General features: G+C 37.5%; 13 protein-coding genes and 1 pseudogene. 4 read left to right on the top strand and 10 right to left on the bottom strand.

What is annotated here, in order from left to right; translation table 11 throughout:
• Positions 1-239 precede the first annotated feature (239 nt).
• The 7 genes from ACIQ2D_RS11035 to ACIQ2D_RS11005 form a co-directional block, all read right to left on the bottom strand.
• The gene (locus ACIQ2D_RS11035) at positions 240-1,907 is read right to left on the bottom strand and encodes a sodium:solute symporter family protein (RefSeq protein WP_402863786.1); all 1,668 of its coding nucleotides are present in this window, start codon (positions 1,905-1,907) and stop codon (positions 240-242) included.
• A gap of 16 nt (positions 1,908-1,923) precedes the next feature.
• Complete coding sequence (locus tag ACIQ2D_RS11030; RefSeq protein WP_402863783.1) at positions 1,924-2,226, bottom strand: DUF4212 domain-containing protein; 303 nt, start codon at positions 2,224-2,226, stop codon at positions 1,924-1,926.
• Positions 2,227-2,872: 646 nt separating this feature from the next.
• Positions 2,873-3,868, bottom strand: a complete 996-nt coding sequence (locus tag ACIQ2D_RS11025) for a sensor domain-containing diguanylate cyclase (protein ID WP_402863780.1) — start codon at positions 3,866-3,868, stop codon at positions 2,873-2,875.
• A 23-nt stretch (positions 3,869-3,891) separates the two neighbouring features.
• On the bottom strand, positions 3,892-4,686 hold the full coding sequence (locus ACIQ2D_RS11020; RefSeq protein WP_402863777.1) for an alpha/beta fold hydrolase: 795 nt from the start codon (positions 4,684-4,686) through the stop codon (positions 3,892-3,894).
• 393 nt (positions 4,687-5,079) lie between these two features.
• Entirely contained in the window at positions 5,080-6,342 is a 1,263-nt protein-coding gene (locus ACIQ2D_RS11015; protein WP_402863774.1) for an MFS transporter, read from the bottom strand.
• Between the two features lie 589 nt (positions 6,343-6,931).
• Entirely contained in the window at positions 6,932-7,963 is a 1,032-nt protein-coding gene (locus tag ACIQ2D_RS11010; RefSeq protein ID WP_402863771.1) for a serine hydrolase domain-containing protein, read from the bottom strand.
• Between the two features lie 642 nt (positions 7,964-8,605).
• A complete protein-coding gene (locus tag ACIQ2D_RS11005; protein ID WP_402863768.1) occupies positions 8,606-9,955 on the bottom strand; it encodes an FAD-binding oxidoreductase in 1,350 nt (449 codons plus the stop codon).
• Between the two features lie 208 nt (positions 9,956-10,163).
• On the opposite strand from ACIQ2D_RS11005, the gene ACIQ2D_RS11000 reads away from it, so the two are divergent.
• Together ACIQ2D_RS11000 and ACIQ2D_RS10995 are read left to right on the top strand one after the other, a co-directional pair.
• Complete coding sequence (locus tag ACIQ2D_RS11000) at positions 10,164-11,297, top strand: M14 family metallopeptidase (protein ID WP_402863933.1); 1,134 nt, start codon at positions 10,164-10,166, stop codon at positions 11,295-11,297.
• Positions 11,298-11,561: 264 nt separating this feature from the next.
• Positions 11,562-11,720, top strand: a pseudogene (locus ACIQ2D_RS10995) (Spo0E family sporulation regulatory protein-aspartic acid phosphatase); the annotation flags it as partial.
• A gap of 316 nt (positions 11,721-12,036) precedes the next feature.
• On the opposite strand, the gene ACIQ2D_RS10990 reads toward ACIQ2D_RS10995, so the two are convergent.
• The 3 genes from ACIQ2D_RS10990 to ACIQ2D_RS10980 all read right to left on the bottom strand — a co-directional run bounded on the left by ACIQ2D_RS10990 (position 12,037) and on the right by ACIQ2D_RS10980 (position 14,702).
• Entirely contained in the window at positions 12,037-12,801 is a 765-nt protein-coding gene (locus ACIQ2D_RS10990; protein WP_402863765.1) for a TrmH family RNA methyltransferase, read from the bottom strand.
• A gap of 123 nt (positions 12,802-12,924) precedes the next feature.
• Complete coding sequence (locus ACIQ2D_RS10985) at positions 12,925-13,371, bottom strand: competence protein ComK (protein ID WP_402863762.1); 447 nt, start codon at positions 13,369-13,371, stop codon at positions 12,925-12,927.
• Between the two features lie 776 nt (positions 13,372-14,147).
• Complete coding sequence (locus tag ACIQ2D_RS10980; protein ID WP_402863760.1) at positions 14,148-14,702, bottom strand: sigma-70 family RNA polymerase sigma factor; 555 nt, start codon at positions 14,700-14,702, stop codon at positions 14,148-14,150.
• 213 nt (positions 14,703-14,915) lie between these two features.
• Between ACIQ2D_RS10980 and sspI the strand changes: the two genes are divergently transcribed.
• Both sspI and ACIQ2D_RS10970 read left to right on the top strand, forming a co-directional pair.
• Complete coding sequence (gene sspI, locus ACIQ2D_RS10975; protein ID WP_402863757.1) at positions 14,916-15,125, top strand: small acid-soluble spore protein SspI; 210 nt, start codon at positions 14,916-14,918, stop codon at positions 15,123-15,125.
• Positions 15,126-15,209: 84 nt separating this feature from the next.
• Positions 15,210-16,589 carry an FAD-binding oxidoreductase gene (locus ACIQ2D_RS10970; protein WP_402863754.1) on the top strand — a complete coding sequence of 460 codons (1,380 nt, stop codon included), beginning with the start codon at positions 15,210-15,212 and terminating at the stop codon, positions 16,587-16,589.
• The last annotated feature ends 490 nt before the right edge of the window (positions 16,590-17,079 follow it).

The following is a 17,079-nucleotide window of genomic DNA, read 5'->3' as shown; positions in this document are numbered from 1 at the left end:
TCGTATAAGGATATAATACTAATTAAATCTTAACAAACTCATACACCAATTCTTAAGATTTTCTTATTGTTTTCCTATATACATTAATTATGCCGAATAGACGATTCTGTATGTAGAGGTAAGTAATAGGATTCGTTGAATAAAAAAATGCCGAAACGCTGATTTAACAGCATTTTGGCATTTTGAAATTCCAGTGATTTTGTTTTAAAAGGGGCGGTGCAATGCCCCCTCTTGATTCATTATTCTTTCGATGAGCCGTCGTTTAAATAAACATCACCATCTTTATAAATCATTTGTTCTGGATAACGCAGATTAATAACCGCGTCCTGCAGTTCTTGTGCAGGGGCACGCGTTGAGAGTGACACAATTATATTGGTTGCGAATGCAGCTATCGCTCCGAACACACCCGCGCCTGTGTCGATAATACCTAGTATCGTAAAGCCACCATATTTCGCACTGAAAATGTAAAGAAGTGTCACAGTTAAACCGACAAGCATACCGGCAATTGTACCTTTTGCGTTAGCTCGCTTCCACCAGACGCCTAGTACGAGTGCAGGGAAGAAAGTACCGGTAGCAAGTGCAAATGCCCAGGCGACGATTTGTGTAATGGCACCAGGTGGGTTTAGTGCAATAAGTCCAGCTAGTAGTGTTGCGACGATAATCGAAATACGACCTACAAATAAGCGTTTACGTTCAGTTGCTTGTGGATTGATGATGCGGTAATAAATATCATGTGCGAACGAAGAAGAAATAGAAATCATTAAGCCACCAGCTGTGGATAACGCGGCGGCCATTGCACCAGCAGCAACGAGACCAATAACAAATACGCCTAGATTTGCGATTTCGGGTGTCGCCATTACGACAATATCATTAGCGATCGAAAGTTCTGGCCATTGAAGGATACCATCACCATTCGTATCGGCTATCCCTAATTTTCCGGTATCAATCCATGATTGTGTCCAAGCAGGTAAATTCGCAATTTTACTACCCGCTACTTCCGTCATTAAAATAAAACGTGCAAAGGCTGCATAAGCTGGTGCACTAAAATACAAGAGCCCGATAAAAATTAATGCCCATGCACCTGACCAACGAGCCGCCTTCATTGTGCCTACTGTATAGAAGCGCACAATAACATGCGGAAGTCCGGCTGTTCCACACATTAATGTAAACATGAGTGCTAAAAACTGCCACTTGGTTCCATTTGTAAAGGGTGCGAAGTATTCTGAAATTCCGAGTTCTCGGTCCAGTTCGCCCATTTTCGTTACAATTTCACCATAGGAAATCCACGGTAAAGGATTACTTGTTAAATGTAATGACATAAAGATAACAGGTACTAAATAAGCGATAATTAAAATAATATATTGTGCTACTTGTGTCCAAGTAATACCTTTCATACCACCAAACGCAGCATAAAATGCAATTAACACAACGCCGATGAGAGTACCTATTTTTGCATCGATTTCAAAGAGACGTCCAATTACAACACCAGAGCCTGAGAGCTGTCCAATCGAATACGTGAAGCTTATAATGATTGTACAAATGGCTGCTATTATAAGTGCTGTCTTACTATTAAAACGGTCTCCGATAAATTCAGGTACAGTAAAACGACCGAATTTTCGAAGCTGGGGTGCAAGTAATATCGTTAAAAATAAATAACCGCCTGTCCACCCCATAATATAGGCTAACCCATCATAGCCGAGTAACATGATGGTTCCAGCCATTCCGATAAAGGACGCTGCACTCATCCAGTCCGCCCCGATTGCCATCCCGTTAAAAATAGGAGGTATACCACGACCAGCAACATAGAAATCAGATGTTTGCTTTGCAGTATTAAATACGGCAATCCCAATATATAAGCCAAATGTAGCTAATATAATCACCAGTGACACTAGAAATTGACTATCCATATTCAACCTCCCTCCATTAGTGCTCTATCATATTTTTTGCGCCTATTTCTTTATTTCGGGCATCATCAATCCCATATTTTTTATCGATTTTGTCACCGACAATGGCATTAACAAACAGTAAAACAATGAAGGTGAATAACGCCCCAAGTGCCCCCATAAAATAGTGGAATGGGAACCCCAAAAACTGAATTTCAGTTAATGAGTCTGCAAACGCTACCACTACATAAGACACCAGAAACCAAATAGTGAAATAAATTACCATGTACCGATTTTTCTCACGGAAATAAGCATCAGCAACTTTTTTATCAATCTTTTTCATACAGACCTCCTTTCTTCAAAAATCTATCTCAGGTCAAAAATAAATTGAATCGTTTCCTTTAAAGGAAGCGGGACCAATACCACCTTGACTATCATTAAAATAATTAGTGCAACCACAGGATAGGTGAGAGCAATGAAACGTTTTTTTATAAGTGCAAAGGCAAGACAAAAAATAGTGAATAAGATAAAAAGCAGATGCACCTAACCACCTCCTATAACCTCAATTTTTTTAATGTATGTTGTAAATGAGCAAGATAAAACGACTATGAAGAAAAAAATTCATAGTCGATTGACATAGAAGAAAAAAAATAGAAGTCTTACTAAACCAAAGACAAACATCCATGCAACAAATGTTCATCTAATAAAAACAGCACCTTCCGCTAATTATGGAAGGTGCTGTTACTTTTTTATAAAAATCGCACTTACTTATGATATGGTTCCCCTGTAATAATCCTAAAACTTCTTATTATAATGTCATTTTACTACCTATATCTCGTGAAGTTTATCACTTAAATTATAATTTTCCATCCTATATAAATGATCTGTCGGAAAAAATATTCACAGGCAATCACTTTATTATGATTTCTCCTTCAAAACATAACTACTTTTAAACGCCACAATAAAAATCCCCTACCAAAATTTTCGAATCAATTGGACAAAATCTTTTCATTTAAATCATTAATATGCGTTACACGATTTCTACCATTCTCTTTCGAAGCATAAAGCGCTTGATCGGCACGTTTCAAAATCGTGGCATCTGAATCTTCCATAGTAAATGTAGCAATACCAATACTCACCGTTAGGCTACCTGTTTGCCACTGAGCAAGCTCAACAGCATGACGTAATTGCTCTGCTATAATTTTGGACTCCACAATATCTGAATTAGGCAAGATGACGACAAACTCTTCACCGCCGTAGCGAGCAGCGATATCTGCCTCACGAGTCTGCGTTTTCAAAACGGAAGCTAATTGTATTAGCACCTCATCACCTACTTGATGGCCGTAAGTATCATTCACTTTTTTGAAATGATCAATATCTAGGATAAGCAAAGAGAAAGTTTTTCCCGTCTCTCTGTATAAGGTGATGTTTTCTTCTAACTTATCTTGGAAGAACCTTCGATTTTTTAAACCTGTGAGCTTATCTGTCACAGACAGCTCAATTAAAATAGCATTCATGTCCATGAGCTCTGTTTGTTTTTTTTCAATTTCCAGATGCAATTGTTCCAATTTTACTAGGGCTTGATCTTTTGCTACATATGCCGCTTCCATTTGCCTTTTAGCAGATCGTAGTTCTTGTTCATAATCAATACGTTTTTTCATCTGAACGAGTATACAATCTATTCTCTCCACACCATTCGTTTCAAAACGTCTACCATTTAGTAGATACGGAACCGATATGCCCTTACTATCCTTAAAATTGATAAATAGTTCTTCCACATGTTCATTCAGACTAATAGTAGGATAAAAATAAGAATGGAAAATAAGCTTGTTTGCCATGGACATTAGACGTTCAACATGCTCATTTAGCAAATCCGCCTGTTTATACCCCATCCAATCAAGAAAGGTTTGATTTACCTCGGTAATTATCCCTTCATGTGTAATGGACATAAATCCACATGGTGCATAATTCAATCGTTCATGCATTTCGATTATCCTTTCTTATTCCCTCAAAGAAATTTATACATACAGCGGATCGTTTCTTCTGGATGACTAATATGCGGATAATGACCTTTTGCCTCCATTAACTGAAACGTGCTATTTGTCAAATGGCGGTGTAAATATTCCCCGGCCTCAATAGGTACAATACTATCCTCTGAACACTGCATTATCAGTGTTGGCACCGTCACTTTCGCTAAATCACCGCGATGATCCGATAAAAATGTTACTTCCGCAAATTCTCTTGCAATAGCAGGATTTCCTGAAATAAAGCTACGTTCTAGGTCTTTTGATAATGCCGGATTCTCAGGTTGGTTCATGGCAATAGGTGCTAGATAGCTAGCCCACCCTGCAAAATTCATTTCCATCATATCCAGCAATTCTTTAATATCGCTCTGCTCGAAACCCCCGTGATACCCATTCGTATCATTTAAATAACAAGCGGATGGCCCGATCATAATTAATTTATCAAAATAATCTGGTCGTTCGATGGAGGCAAGCATGCCAATCATAGAACTAATAGAGTGACCGATAAAGATAATATCTTTAAGCCCCATTGACTCGATGACATCGAACACATCCTGCACATAGCCTTGAAGGGACTTATATTTTTCAGATTGATAGGCACTTAAATCCGAATTCCCCGAACCAACATAATCAAACAATACAATTTTGTACTTGTCTTTAAATGCAGGTGTTATATAACTCCACATACTTTGATCGCAACCAAACCCATGCGCAAATACAATCGTTCTGTCACCCTGTCCAATTACTTTCACATTATTACGCTCTATAACAGCATTCATCGCATTAACTCCCTCTAGAAATATATGTAATATCTTCATTTTGAAGGTGAACACTATAATTATCAAGTTAAATCCTATTTCTACTTTAAGAGAAAATCCTTCATTTCATGCGATTTCGTTAAAATTGGGTCAAATTTGTCGCTAGCATCGCTTATAACGTATACCATTTCTCTCTAACACGTTGCTAAGTAACGGATATTACTTAATAAATATTTACTACTCCAATTTGTTCACTATCTATTAGATAGCATAAAAAAAAGAAGTTAGTGATAACTCCTCATTTTTGCTTTAAATTTATTCAATTTAGGCTTCATTATTTACTCTATAAACAAGCCAAGGATTGTTTCCCACATTCACCACACTACTTGTTTTGAGTAACACTTCACCCTATTATTAATTCCAATATCCTGCTTTTTCTAATTTCTTTTTACCTTTAAATGCAAAGATAAGAGCGCCCACATTCAAGATCAACATGATAAAAATACTATATAACACATAAGAGTAACTACCGGTTAATTCAAAGATAAAGCCATATGCAGGTAACGCAACAATGCCTGCAACTGCTAATCCCGTTATAGCAAGTCCATAGATTTGACTGAATTCTCTATTACCAAATAGAGCTGTTGTTAAAAGTGGCCCTAATGTTCCAAGAGATGCAACAACAAATCCATATAGGCCTGTAGCGATTGTAAACATCACTGGATTTTCAGGAACTATTATCAGAATGCCTACTGGCACTAGCCCTAGAAGCATAGCGGAAATCGCTGTATTCTTCACACCTACTTTATCACTGAGGAAGCCGAAGAATAACGCTCCAATTACAACACCTACTGACCAAGCACCCATTGCATTACCCGCAAACTTGATATCATAGCCCAAACCCATCGCGAATGGCGCAACATGTTGGTTAAAAGCAGCAATTGATGTATCAAAGAAGAAGAAAAGTAGTAAAAAATAAAATGCACTCGATTTCTTCGCTATAGCAACAGAAACGCCACTATTTGTTGTTTGAACTTTACTCACTTCATTTTGCTTAACTTCATCCATACCATATGGCAGTAAACCTTTTTGTTGTGGAGCCATTCTAATCGTTATTAACACGATTGGAATAACAACTGCCATTACGCCTACCCCTAAAATAATATACGTATTTCTCCAACCTTCACTTGCGATTAAGTTACCGGCTACCGGTTGAAGGAAAGCACCGATTAAACCTCCAGCTGCCACCATAATACCTATAGCCAAGCCTTTGTTCTTTTTAAACCAATTATTAATAAGTACAGGACCTGCCAATTGTGTTACTAATACAGACCCCATTGCCATTGGGATAGCAAACAGGTACCAACCCCATACGGAATTCATAAATCCAAACATTGCAAAGGAGCCTGCCTCTAAAATAACAGCTGCTACCAAAAGCGTTCTAATATTATATTTTGCGATCATCTTACCTGCTATTGGTAGAGATATCATTGTTACAATGGATGATATACTAAAATACAATGTTAAACTTCCCATTCCAATACCTAAATCTTCTGTAACTGGCGTTAAAAATAATCCACCTGTAGTCATAATGCCACCTTTAGCAGCTCCGACCATTACAACTAATCCTAATAATACCCACCAAGCATAGTGGATTTTTTTCTTAAACTGACTCATGATGTTGTCCCCGATTCACATAGTTGATTTCTATTTTTCATACAAAATATCATTATTTTCATAATAAACGTTTAATAATTTTTCCCAGTTTAAAGAAGATTCATTATTAAAATACTGTTAATTAGAGAGTTTTCTTCAGATTGATAGATCCATGATTAACTTAATGGAAACCACCTACTACATTTGCTACTTGTCCTCTAAGTTCATCCGTTAAATTAGTTTATTCAAAATACAAACAACTTTCATAATTTTTGTAACTTTTAATAACAAGGTTACTTTATGTAACAATAATAACCCAACGAAGATTATGTGTCAATAATGTGAACTTAGCTAATTTGACAAAAAAAATTCAATATTATATAAGTTGAAATTTAGAATCCTGCAAGCTATCTATATATTCGCGCTGTTGCTTACTCGCTATAATCTTCAGTTCAATATACAATTCTATTAAAATGAATAAAAACCCCGTCCCTATTTGATGGACGAGGTTTAACATACTATTACACATTATGATTTTAAGTAGTAAGGCAGGAGGTTATAACTGATAAAAACTTCCTCGCGTCATACACTACTGATATATCTTGTTATATTAATCAAAATACTTAATGACCTTCTTTATTAACCCCGCAGCTACATTATGACCTGTAATTTGATTTACTGTTCCCGTAAAATAAAGATCTTTTTCAGGATAGTAAAAAGCGAAAGCTCCAGATTGTCCCCAGTGCCCTATTAATCCCTTTTTAAAAGATGAGATGAATATTGGCTGCTTAGCAATTCCAATTCCATAATAAAATTGCCCAGGTAGAAATAAGAAGTTCCAGTTATTCATTAACTCTTTGAAATCACTCTTTGGAAAGAGATGTCCGTCGAAAAATGCTTTTAAAAAAATCATCGAGTCTTTTGCTGTTGACACAATACCACCTTCTGATGGAATCGAAGACATGTATTCAGGAATATGAAGTTCTTTTGATTTATAATTTAATGGTATAGGTTTTGAATCATTCACATCGTCGTAAACATAAGTGTTATTTAGATTTAAATCATCAAAAATAAATTCCTTAAATACTGCTTGCATCGTTTTTCCAGTAATCTTTTTTATAATTTCACCTAAGAGCTGATAGTTCGTGTCTGAGTATTGTACCTTACCTTTTTGTCCAGGTTTGAATTTTGGCTTCATCTGTTTTACAGATTGAAGTGTTCTCTCAAGAGTCCATGATTGATCCTTTTCATTAGCAAGCTCTAAAAATACTTCAGAAGTAAAATAATCTGGAATTCCTGAAGTATTAGACATAAGATGTTTAATTGTAATTTCATCTGAGTAGTCTTCATCTTTTAACACATGAATGCGACTAACATCATCTTTATGAAGATATTTTGAAATTTTATCATCTAATTGTAATTGGTTTCCCGCCCTTAACTTCAACAAGATTGCTGTAATATATAATTTCGTTACACTAGCAATAAAGTATGAACTCTCTTCTCCAATGTTCCCAGCACCGCTAACTTGAGAAAAAGAATTATCCCCTTTTTCTACGCATAATACAGCCCCAGTAATATTCTTTTTGTTAATAGCCTGACCTAAAAGTTCATTAAGTATCGATTGATTTAATACTTTTTTCATTGTAAAACGCCTCTTTCCAAAAGAGTATTTTTCATATCGGTGGATTCCCCCTGTACTTCCCCTTTTTATTTGGCTTTTCATCTTTTTAAAGATATGCGTTTACTTTTACAGAAACAACTTAAGAAGATTTGTTGGGTTGCTCACTCTACTGATTAAAGTATCTTGTCCGTTAACATTGAGTGGATTTTGTTAAAAATTACGGGACTTCTAAAATATTCTTTTGTAAAAGAAGTATTCAATGATGAATAAAAGTCATTGTTTTAATATTCATTACTAACTACTAATACTACATTATTGTTGATTGTAGTGAAGGGTGTTCGAGTGCTCCTGTCGCAGAGCAAAACTTCCTACGGGAAATACATGCTAATCAAGACCTTGTGTGGCTCGATGCTTGCCCGTGGAAAGCCTGCATCTCGTAGCTGAAATCAACTTCCCATTTTAATAGTAATGATGAAAATTGGTTAATCAACGCATCTACTTTGTATATGTATTATCGATAGCACACAAACAAAAAGCAGAATGCGAAAATCCCCCTCGCATTCTGCTTTTCAGAACTTCTATATTGTTGAAGAATACTAAAAAACAACGAATATAAGATTGTTCGAGAGAGCTATATAAGTATTCCTCTTATGAAAATATCATTTACAACCATTTCCTACTAGGAGGGATACTTTGAGCAAACTGAAATACGTTTCTTGGATCATATTTTGTTTTTACGTCTCGAAGCCGTCTAAAGTTCCGTCCATAGTACGCAGTTGGCCAATCTTTGATGTATAGATCAGGAAAATTCACATAGTCTCCTACTGTATAAGGAGATAATGTATTCCTCACCTGTTCTATCCAGCGAATGTTTTGTTGTTCTTCTTCAGGGTCTTCCCATATAGTCAGGTACTCTTGGGCAATAAGAGCATTTCTATAATAGTATGCCGTGCTATTTGAAGGAATTTGCCCAACCGCTCCCCTCAGTGATTGCTGCCAAATCGTTGCATCTCTATTTGGAGCGTTTGCTAATAACTCTTTCATCTCCATAATAGCTTTCTTCGGAAATGTTCTTTCTATAAAAGATCCTGAGCGCTTGCGGAGGGCTGGTTGATTGCCACTCGGTACGTCAAAGAATTTGACAGCTTTGATGTATGGGACTTCCTTAATCCATACATTTATTGGGGAGCCAGCATTTCTTAAAGGTCTGAGTAGCTTTTTTAATTTGGATGGTGAACCTACAAAGATACCTTGCGCAACAATTTCGCCCACTTCTTTTGATTTCAGTTCGATTTGTGACGTTAGGTTTTCATCAGTGTGGGGTGCAAAGTGTTGCCATGCATCAAAGGCAACCTCGAAATCCTCCCACCCCCACGTAATAGAGAAGATTGACACGTTTGAAATAGGATGTAGCTCAAACGTAAGTGATGTGACAATGCCAAAATTGCCGCCACCACCTCCACAACAAGCCCAAAATAAATCACTATTTGTATGCTTGTTTGCTGTAATGAGTTCTGCCCCTAAATGACCACCTGCTCTCACCATTTCAATTTCAATCAGATTGTCACAAGTCAGTCCAAACGGCCTTGATAACATTCCGATTCCACCACCAAGTGTCAGACCCACAACTCCCACACTGCTTTCGGTACCTGCTGGAATAGTCAGCCCATGTTCCCATAATTCACGATAGACTTTCCCCAAATTAGCACCAGCTTCGATTCTGGCTGTCATTACTGAAGAGTTGACCACAATATTGTTCATTTCACTGACATCAATAATTAGGCCTTCATTCACTAATGAAAAATTTTCATAGCTATGCCGACCGCTCCTAATTCGAAATGATTCATTATTTTCTTGCACCCACCGTAATGCATTGATGACATCTTTCGTTTTTTGACAAAATACAATTTTACTTGGGAATTTCGGAATGCTTAAGTTATTATTCGTTCTCGCCTGCTCATAATTAGGATCATCAGGGGTAACAATTCTTCCTGTCAGCTTCGCCTTCTTCAATCTATAACCCCTTTCTCAAATGATATTGCTTATATGATACATACTATGCAATACCTTTACGAAAGGTTGATTTTGATCTCTAATAACAAACGTTACTTTTTTTCATATACTTTTATAATTGAGTCTTTTCAATATTAAGGAGAGGAACACATGAAAGTATTTGTTAGACGTGGGGGATTCATTTTGGTATTACAGCCAACTGTTTAGGATGCCTCTTCCACTAATAATCGACTCCAATCAGAGCATTAACCCCCAAGACCTTCCAGTAGGGCGAACAGTTCAAATACCAGGATTCGTGGTCACCAATTATCACATAAAATCGGGGGATTCTTTATGGTCAATTGCCCATAGTCGAAATCTTCCGCTAGATACGCTTTTCCTTGTAAATCCTAATCTTGAGCCAAGCCGTTTGCAAATCGGACAGACAATTCGAGTACCCCAAAGGATTACTTTAAGGCTCGTAAATGGAAAGCAAAATTATGACTACAACATTATGTTGAAGGACATTAGAAGATTGCTATCGGTTTATCCATTCTTGCAAACTCCTCCAATCGGGAATTCAGTTTTAGACAAGGAAATACCCGAAATACTGATTGGAAACGGGACTAAACGCGTTCATTATAATGGTTCATTTCATGCAAATGAATGGATTACAACACCAATTATTATGACCTTCTTAAATGATTATTTGCTTTCCCTCACGAACCAGCAACCCATCCGTGGACTATTCACAGCTCCTCTTTACCAACAAACGAAGCTTTCTATTGTGCCTATGGTCAATCCAGACGGCGTGGATTTAGTGATAAATGGACCTCCAGAAACTGAACCGTGGCACAACCAAGTAATTGAATGGAATAAAGGCAGCTTAGATTTTTCGGGATGGAAAGCCAATATTAGAGGAGTGGATTTGAACGATCAATTCCCTGCCAAGTGGGAGTTGGAAAGCGCACGAAATCCAAAGGAGCCAGGACCAAGAGATTACGGAGGCGAAAAACCTTTATCCGAACCTGAGGCCATTGCAATGACGGACCTTACAAGGCGCATGGATTTTGCAAGAGTGCTTGCGTTCCATACACAGGGGGAAGTGATTTACTGGGGTTTTGAGAATCTTGACCCCCCCGAGAATGAAATCCTTGCAAATGAATTTGCAAGAGTCAGTGGATACGTGCCAGCTCAAGCTACGGGCAGTTATGCGGGCTACAAAGATTGGTTTATTCAAGACTGGCGAAGACCGGGTTTCACAATTGAGCTTGGTAGCGGGACAAATCCTCTCCCACTTACGCAATTCGATGAAATCTACGAAGAAGCCTTAGGAATTTTTCTTGCAGCATTATATTCATAAATAGAAGAACAAAATTCGACCTCTCATACAAATCGATAAAATGAAAAAAAGAGCATTCTTTTATCATTTAAATAGCGAATCTTCATAACTAAAGACCTTAATTCATCTCTTTTCTCTTCATATATGACAAATTTGTGAAACCTTGTTTTCGGCACACATTATGACATTTTTTTCATTTTGAGTGTTATAGAATGAAAAAGCTGATTTAAGTATCAGACAATCATTTCAAAAATTAGACAAAAAAAATCAGAGGGAGAATTTATCGTGAGTAGTTTATTCTGGAGAAATATTTTGAAAGTTAAAATTGAAATCAAAAGAAAAATCATGTATAAGAAAGCTAAGGATTTAGGATTCACACACCCCCAAGTAGTAAATTGCAGTCAAGAATTAGATGAATTACTCAATAAATATTCGGCCCAAGCTTCTAAAATGTCTACTAAATATGGTGATTTAAATAGGGAGACATCAGTTAACCTTTTATTAAAGTATTTCTTTTTCTTCTTCAACACACGTATTGGTTTCTTCTTTTTAGTGGTTTGAAGTGGAGTCTTATGACTCTTGAGAAAATATAAGTAAATCAATTCCTGCACAAAACGAAGTGGAAATAGAATCTTAGTTTTTGACCTCAGTTACCTACTTTCATCTTATAATTAGTTCATCAACAGGCATAAAAATAGCGAGTCTTTTCTCTATATTACAGAGAAAAGACTCGCGTCATGATATATAGTGGTAGTCTTCTTTATTTCACAAATCCATAAAGGACAATCCCTGTCGCAACAGCAACATTTAACGATTCAGCTTGTCCAAAGATAGGGATAATGATGTTTTGATCTGTTTTTGAAAGCAACTGTGGATTAATGCCACTGCCTTCATTGCCTACCATAATCGCAAATGCGCCACCATGTTGAATATCACTATAAGGCACTGCATCTTCATCAAGTGCTGTACCAAACACTGGAACACCATTGTCCTGAAGTGCATCAATCCAGTCCTCTAAATCACCGCGTACAACCGGTATATGGAAATGTGAGCCTTGCGCCGAACGAAGCGTCTTCGGATTGTAAAGATCTGCACAGCCCTTACCAAGCACAACTGCGTCTAGTCCAGCCGCATCCGCTGTACGAATCATCGTACCGATATTGCCCGGATCTTGTACTGCATCTACAAGTAAAACCTTGCGCCAAGTGGACATCGATTCTTCAACTGCTGTTGGTTGCTTGCAAATGGCAAATACACCTTGTGTCGTTTCTGTTTCAGCAAATTCCTTCGCTACAGCTGGAGTTACTTCTACCATCGATACATCATCAATCGGCCAAAGCATTGGTAAATCGACATCTTCTCGTACAATCAACTGCAGCAACTGATCCTTATTTTTCAGCGCTTCCTCTACCAAATGGAAGCCTTCTACTAAAAACTCACCTGAACGTTCGCGCTCTTTGCGGGTTGTCGCTAATTTCTTCCAATATTTAACTAATGTATTTTGCGTCGATTCAATTCTTTTCATTGTATTTCTTTACCGCCCTTTTTTATATACTATTCACTATTATATAGTACCGCGCTCGCAGTGTCATATGTAGCGCAAAAAAAGTGAACCCCTTTAGCAAGAATTAGGGATTCACAAATGAGCTTATTTTAAATAGTCTGGTGCAATCTGATTGAATAAGTGTTTCATCTCAAGTAATTTCCAAAGGTTTCGTTGTAACTTTTCTACAGAAGCATCTACCTCGATATAGTGATTGTTTTGAAAGATAATTCTCATCGGGCCATTATCAACCTTTAGCGACAAAAAGTTCAAATTAAATATCCAAACCGCTTCTTTGTATTCGAAACTTGGTAGTTGCATCGCATACAATCCTTTTGCCGACAACATAATTGGTGGATTTTTCACGTAACTTGTTGTTTCACGTGTTGCTCGAATACACCCATCTAATGTCGACCCATTCATAATACAAAAGCGATTCATGATTTCATGCACACTCTTTTTCGATAACAACTTCCCCTTCTCTGTTATCAATACAGAAGAATACCCACCCATATAGTACGGCGCAATTGCGTATACTATATTCTCTTTCAAAAATTTTATTTCCTCCATTTCATATTCCGTTGTCAAATCCCTCTAAAATCTATTCAACTTACCGGCTTAATGCGTCAGTTTTCTGTACTAAACTTCTCGATGTGTTGCATGTTGCAGGCGACCATTCACATACATTTGAATTAAGGTCTTCACATCTTGTCGACTCACTAATCACAATATAAAATAATGATTAGCGCTGTATACTTTCTACTGTTGACACTCGCTCTCGATTTATTAACGAGTCTATTCAACGCTATCGTTGATTACTCAACAAGATTATGTATGTCGAATACTTTGGATTTTTGAAGACGCTGTATTTTTTGACAATACGGTCTACCCTCCTCATCGTTTAAATTGCAAGGAAACCCATACAGCTACTGGTGTTCATCCCTTGCTTTCACTCAAGATAACAGTTTCATTCTTCCAACTGACTACCGCAGCCACCATTCCAAATATGCTAATCGTTCACGAATTCTAACTTTCCTCATTGCGAAAACCACCTCCATCTCAATTAGTTATACCTTCATTATAAAATCAATTTTCTGAATTTTCAACATATTTTTACATAAAATTTCAATTTTCTTCAATTTATATGGTATTTATTACACTTGTAAATTATTTATGACTCTCTTTACATATTGTATAGAACACCTAAACTCCTACAGATAAAAAGCTATCTCCTCTCTTCAATATTAAAGAGAGAGATAGCTTTTTAAATTGATTCACCCCAATATTCTATTATAAATAGTATTAGGATGTTTTTTCTTGAATTCCTATTAACTCAAATCTATTAACCCCCTAATTTTGGTCATTAGTCGCATACGCCTTTTCTTTACAGCGTCAACAGAAACAGAAAGTTGCTGAGCGATTTCTATATAGCTATAGCCGTCTATATAAAGTAATTGAAGTAATTCAATCTCTTCTTTCTGCAGAAATTCGAAAAGCATTTCTACTAATTCTGTGGAATGCCCTCCTTCCATTGATTCATTTCGTGTCAATATGATATTCAAGGTTTCTCCTTCCATCAGCGTATAGTTGCTCAAGTAACGTTTTTCAATTGTAAGCTCCTGCATAATACGTCCTTTTACAGTGGTATAAATATATGAAGAAAATGCCCCCTTCGCAGGATCAGCTTTTTGCCATGCCTCCCAAACTCCTATTGCAGCAATATGGCGATAATAGTCATAATTTTTATAAACATGACATTTCAACAAAATTGTCGTGATCATTGGTTGCACAAGCTCTAGTACTTCTTCAAACGATTGTTCTGACGACAACTCAATCGTTTTTTTCTTTGCGTCAATCATATGTTCATCCTGACGACTGTGCACAATCCATTATTCCTAGGTGTCTCCATCGTAGCCTGTTCAAAATTAAGTGTCGAATTGCTTATTTAGCGGTTATCTAAGTGAATATTAATGATATTTTTTATGTAAAAACAGTAAATTACTAACGGGAATTTTGTAAATCATAAGTTTTTTCAGTACTTTACATACATATTTTTTCAAGACATGGACAAAATATTACTATGGAGGCGATTTAAGATGAATTTTCAAATTAGAGATGCCATTGCAACAAATGTAAATGGCCAAACAGCTGCAGAGTTTAAGGATATTGTAGAGGATGCGATTGCTCGCGGTGAAGAACATCTACTCCCCGGACTTGGAGTATTTTTAGAAAAATGGTGGCAACAATCAAGCCCTTCGGAAAGAGATGCCTTTACTCAAAAGCTAGAGCAAGTATTTGCACACTAGCCTATTTTTATGTATTCAATACATTCCATTCCTTCCAATAGCATGATAAATTAGATTTATCAGAATTATTTGGAGGCGAGTGGAATGACTATTGTCATTGATCAATTAGTAAGCCAACTTAAAAGTATTTTAGCGGACGAGCAAGTGTCTACGAATGAGACGGTACGTGAATTGCATGGAAAAGATGAATCTCACCATGCTACGAGTTTGCCAGACATCGTTGTATTTCCCCACTCGACAGCTGACGTGAGCGCAATTTTAAAAATTGCGCATGAAGCGCGTGTAGCTGTCGTGCCATTTGGCGTTGGCTCGAGTTTAGAGGGAAACGCTATTCCCATTGCGCGAGGAATTTCTATTGACTTCTCGGAAATGAATGCAATTTTAGACATTCGTCCAGAAGACTTACTTGTAAAAGTGCAACCTGGAGTCACACGCTCACAACTCAATAAAGAGCTCAAAAAGCACGGTTTACAATTTACTGTAGACCCTGGTGCAGATGCGACACTCGGTGGTATGGCGGCAACAAATGCTAGTGGCACAACTGCAGTGCGCTACGGCGTCATGCGTGACCAAGTACGTGATCTAGAGGTTGTTCTTGCAGACGGCTCCGTTATTCATACAGGTAGCATGGCGGCAAAATCTTCTTCAGGCTATCATTTAAATGGTTTATTTGTAGGCTCTGAGGGTACACTGGGTTGCTTTACAGAGCTGACATTAAGGGTTTATGGGATTCCTGAATTTGTGACTGCAGGGCGTGCCGTTTTTCCAACAGTTGGCGATGCTGTCAGCGCAGTCGCTGCCTTGTTGCAAGCAGGGATTATGGTCGGACGTGTTGAGCTTGTCGATGAGTCCTCTATGGCACAAGCTAATATTTACAACGAAACTTCATATGAAGAAAAACCAACTTTATTTTTAGAGTTCCATGGTAATGAAGCAGGTATGCAGGAAGATATTGAATTTACTACAGCAATTTTTGAGGACTTCGGCTGCGCTTCTATTTCCTTTGAAACTGACAACGCCGCACGTAATAAGTTGTGGGAAGCACGTCATAGTCTTGCTTATGCTTATATTCATGCATATCCAGGAAGAAAATTAATGTCCACAGACGTTTGTGTACCTATTTCTGTACTTGCCGAGACAATTTTGTATGCACGTGAACAGTTAGAGACGGTTGGTCTTGCAGGTGGAGTTGTTGGGCATGTAGGTGATGGAAACTTCCATGCACTACTCATGCTTGACCCGACAGATGCAAAAGAGCAAGCAAAGGCCGATGAATTTAATGAACATATTGTCCAGTATGCTTTGCTACGTGGTGGCTCATGTACAGGCGAACATGGTGTCGGCATTGGCAAGATGAAGTACCAAGCGACAGAACACGGCGCTTCCTTACTTGTCATGAAAAGCATTAAAGCCGCACTTGACCCACATAACATTATGAATCCAGGAAAAATTTTTATGATGTAGTTTTTCAGATTAAGAGGGAAACTTTAGTAGCCTATAACACTTCATCACCTAAAAACACGGCCCCCGTTTAAAGTGGGAGTCCGTGTTTTTTTGAACATAATTAAAACGATGCCTGCTATTACCTCGTTTAAAGCCAAGTACGTGTACAACATTGTTCAACAGACGAAAGTTATATACTCACAATACGTAAATTAACTTCAAACACCCAACATGAGAAAAACTATCGTTGATTTTCATGTACGTTCCATCATCCACACACACTGGTTGAGCGACTCGGCCTAGATTATTACAATACCTTCGATTACTCTCAGCAACAATTTCTATAATTTTTTTTACAAAAAAAAAGCAATCCAGCGTCTCCCAGATTACTTTTACTATGTAGCGATGAAGCCATCCATCTTGACAACGTACATCGCACGTGGTCTACATCCCTCTGGCTGTGTTCCACTTTTATGTTATTCACATTGACATCCTCTGTTGCCAATGTGAA

The organism is Lysinibacillus sp. NPDC097287, from assembly GCF_044761695.1.
Classification (GTDB): Bacteria; Bacillota; Bacilli; order Bacillales_A; family Planococcaceae; genus Lysinibacillus.
The sequence above is the reverse complement of the archived record's forward strand: the minus strand, read 5'-3'. Positions and strand labels throughout refer to the sequence as shown.

What these genes read in the sequence shown, in the direction of transcription:
- ACIQ2D_RS11025 (WP_402863780.1), bottom strand. Translation starts at nt 3,868, where the DNA reads ATGCATGAACGATTGAATTATGCACCATGTGGATTTATGTCCATTACA.
- ACIQ2D_RS11030 (WP_402863783.1), bottom strand. Translation starts at nt 2,226, where the DNA reads ATGAAAAAGATTGATAAAAAAGTTGCTGATGCTTATTTCCGTGAGAAA.
- ACIQ2D_RS11035 (WP_402863786.1), bottom strand. Translation starts at nt 1,907, where the DNA reads ATGGATAGTCAATTTCTAGTGTCACTGGTGATTATATTAGCTACATTT.
- ACIQ2D_RS11015 (WP_402863774.1), bottom strand. Translation starts at nt 6,342, where the DNA reads ATGAGTCAGTTTAAGAAAAAAATCCACTATGCTTGGTGGGTATTATTA.
- ACIQ2D_RS11020 (WP_402863777.1), bottom strand. Translation starts at nt 4,686, where the DNA reads ATGAATGCTGTTATAGAGCGTAATAATGTGAAAGTAATTGGACAGGGT.
- ACIQ2D_RS10990 (WP_402863765.1), bottom strand. Translation starts at nt 12,801, where the DNA reads ATGAAAAGAATTGAATCGACGCAAAATACATTAGTTAAATATTGGAAG.
- sspI (WP_402863757.1), top strand. Translation starts at nt 14,916, where the DNA reads ATGAATTTTCAAATTAGAGATGCCATTGCAACAAATGTAAATGGCCAA.
- ACIQ2D_RS11010 (WP_402863771.1), bottom strand. Translation starts at nt 7,963, where the DNA reads ATGAAAAAAGTATTAAATCAATCGATACTTAATGAACTTTTAGGTCAG.
- ACIQ2D_RS10970 (WP_402863754.1), top strand. Translation starts at nt 15,210, where the DNA reads ATGACTATTGTCATTGATCAATTAGTAAGCCAACTTAAAAGTATTTTA.
- ACIQ2D_RS11000 (WP_402863933.1), top strand. Translation starts at nt 10,164, where the DNA reads ATGCCTCTTCCACTAATAATCGACTCCAATCAGAGCATTAACCCCCAA.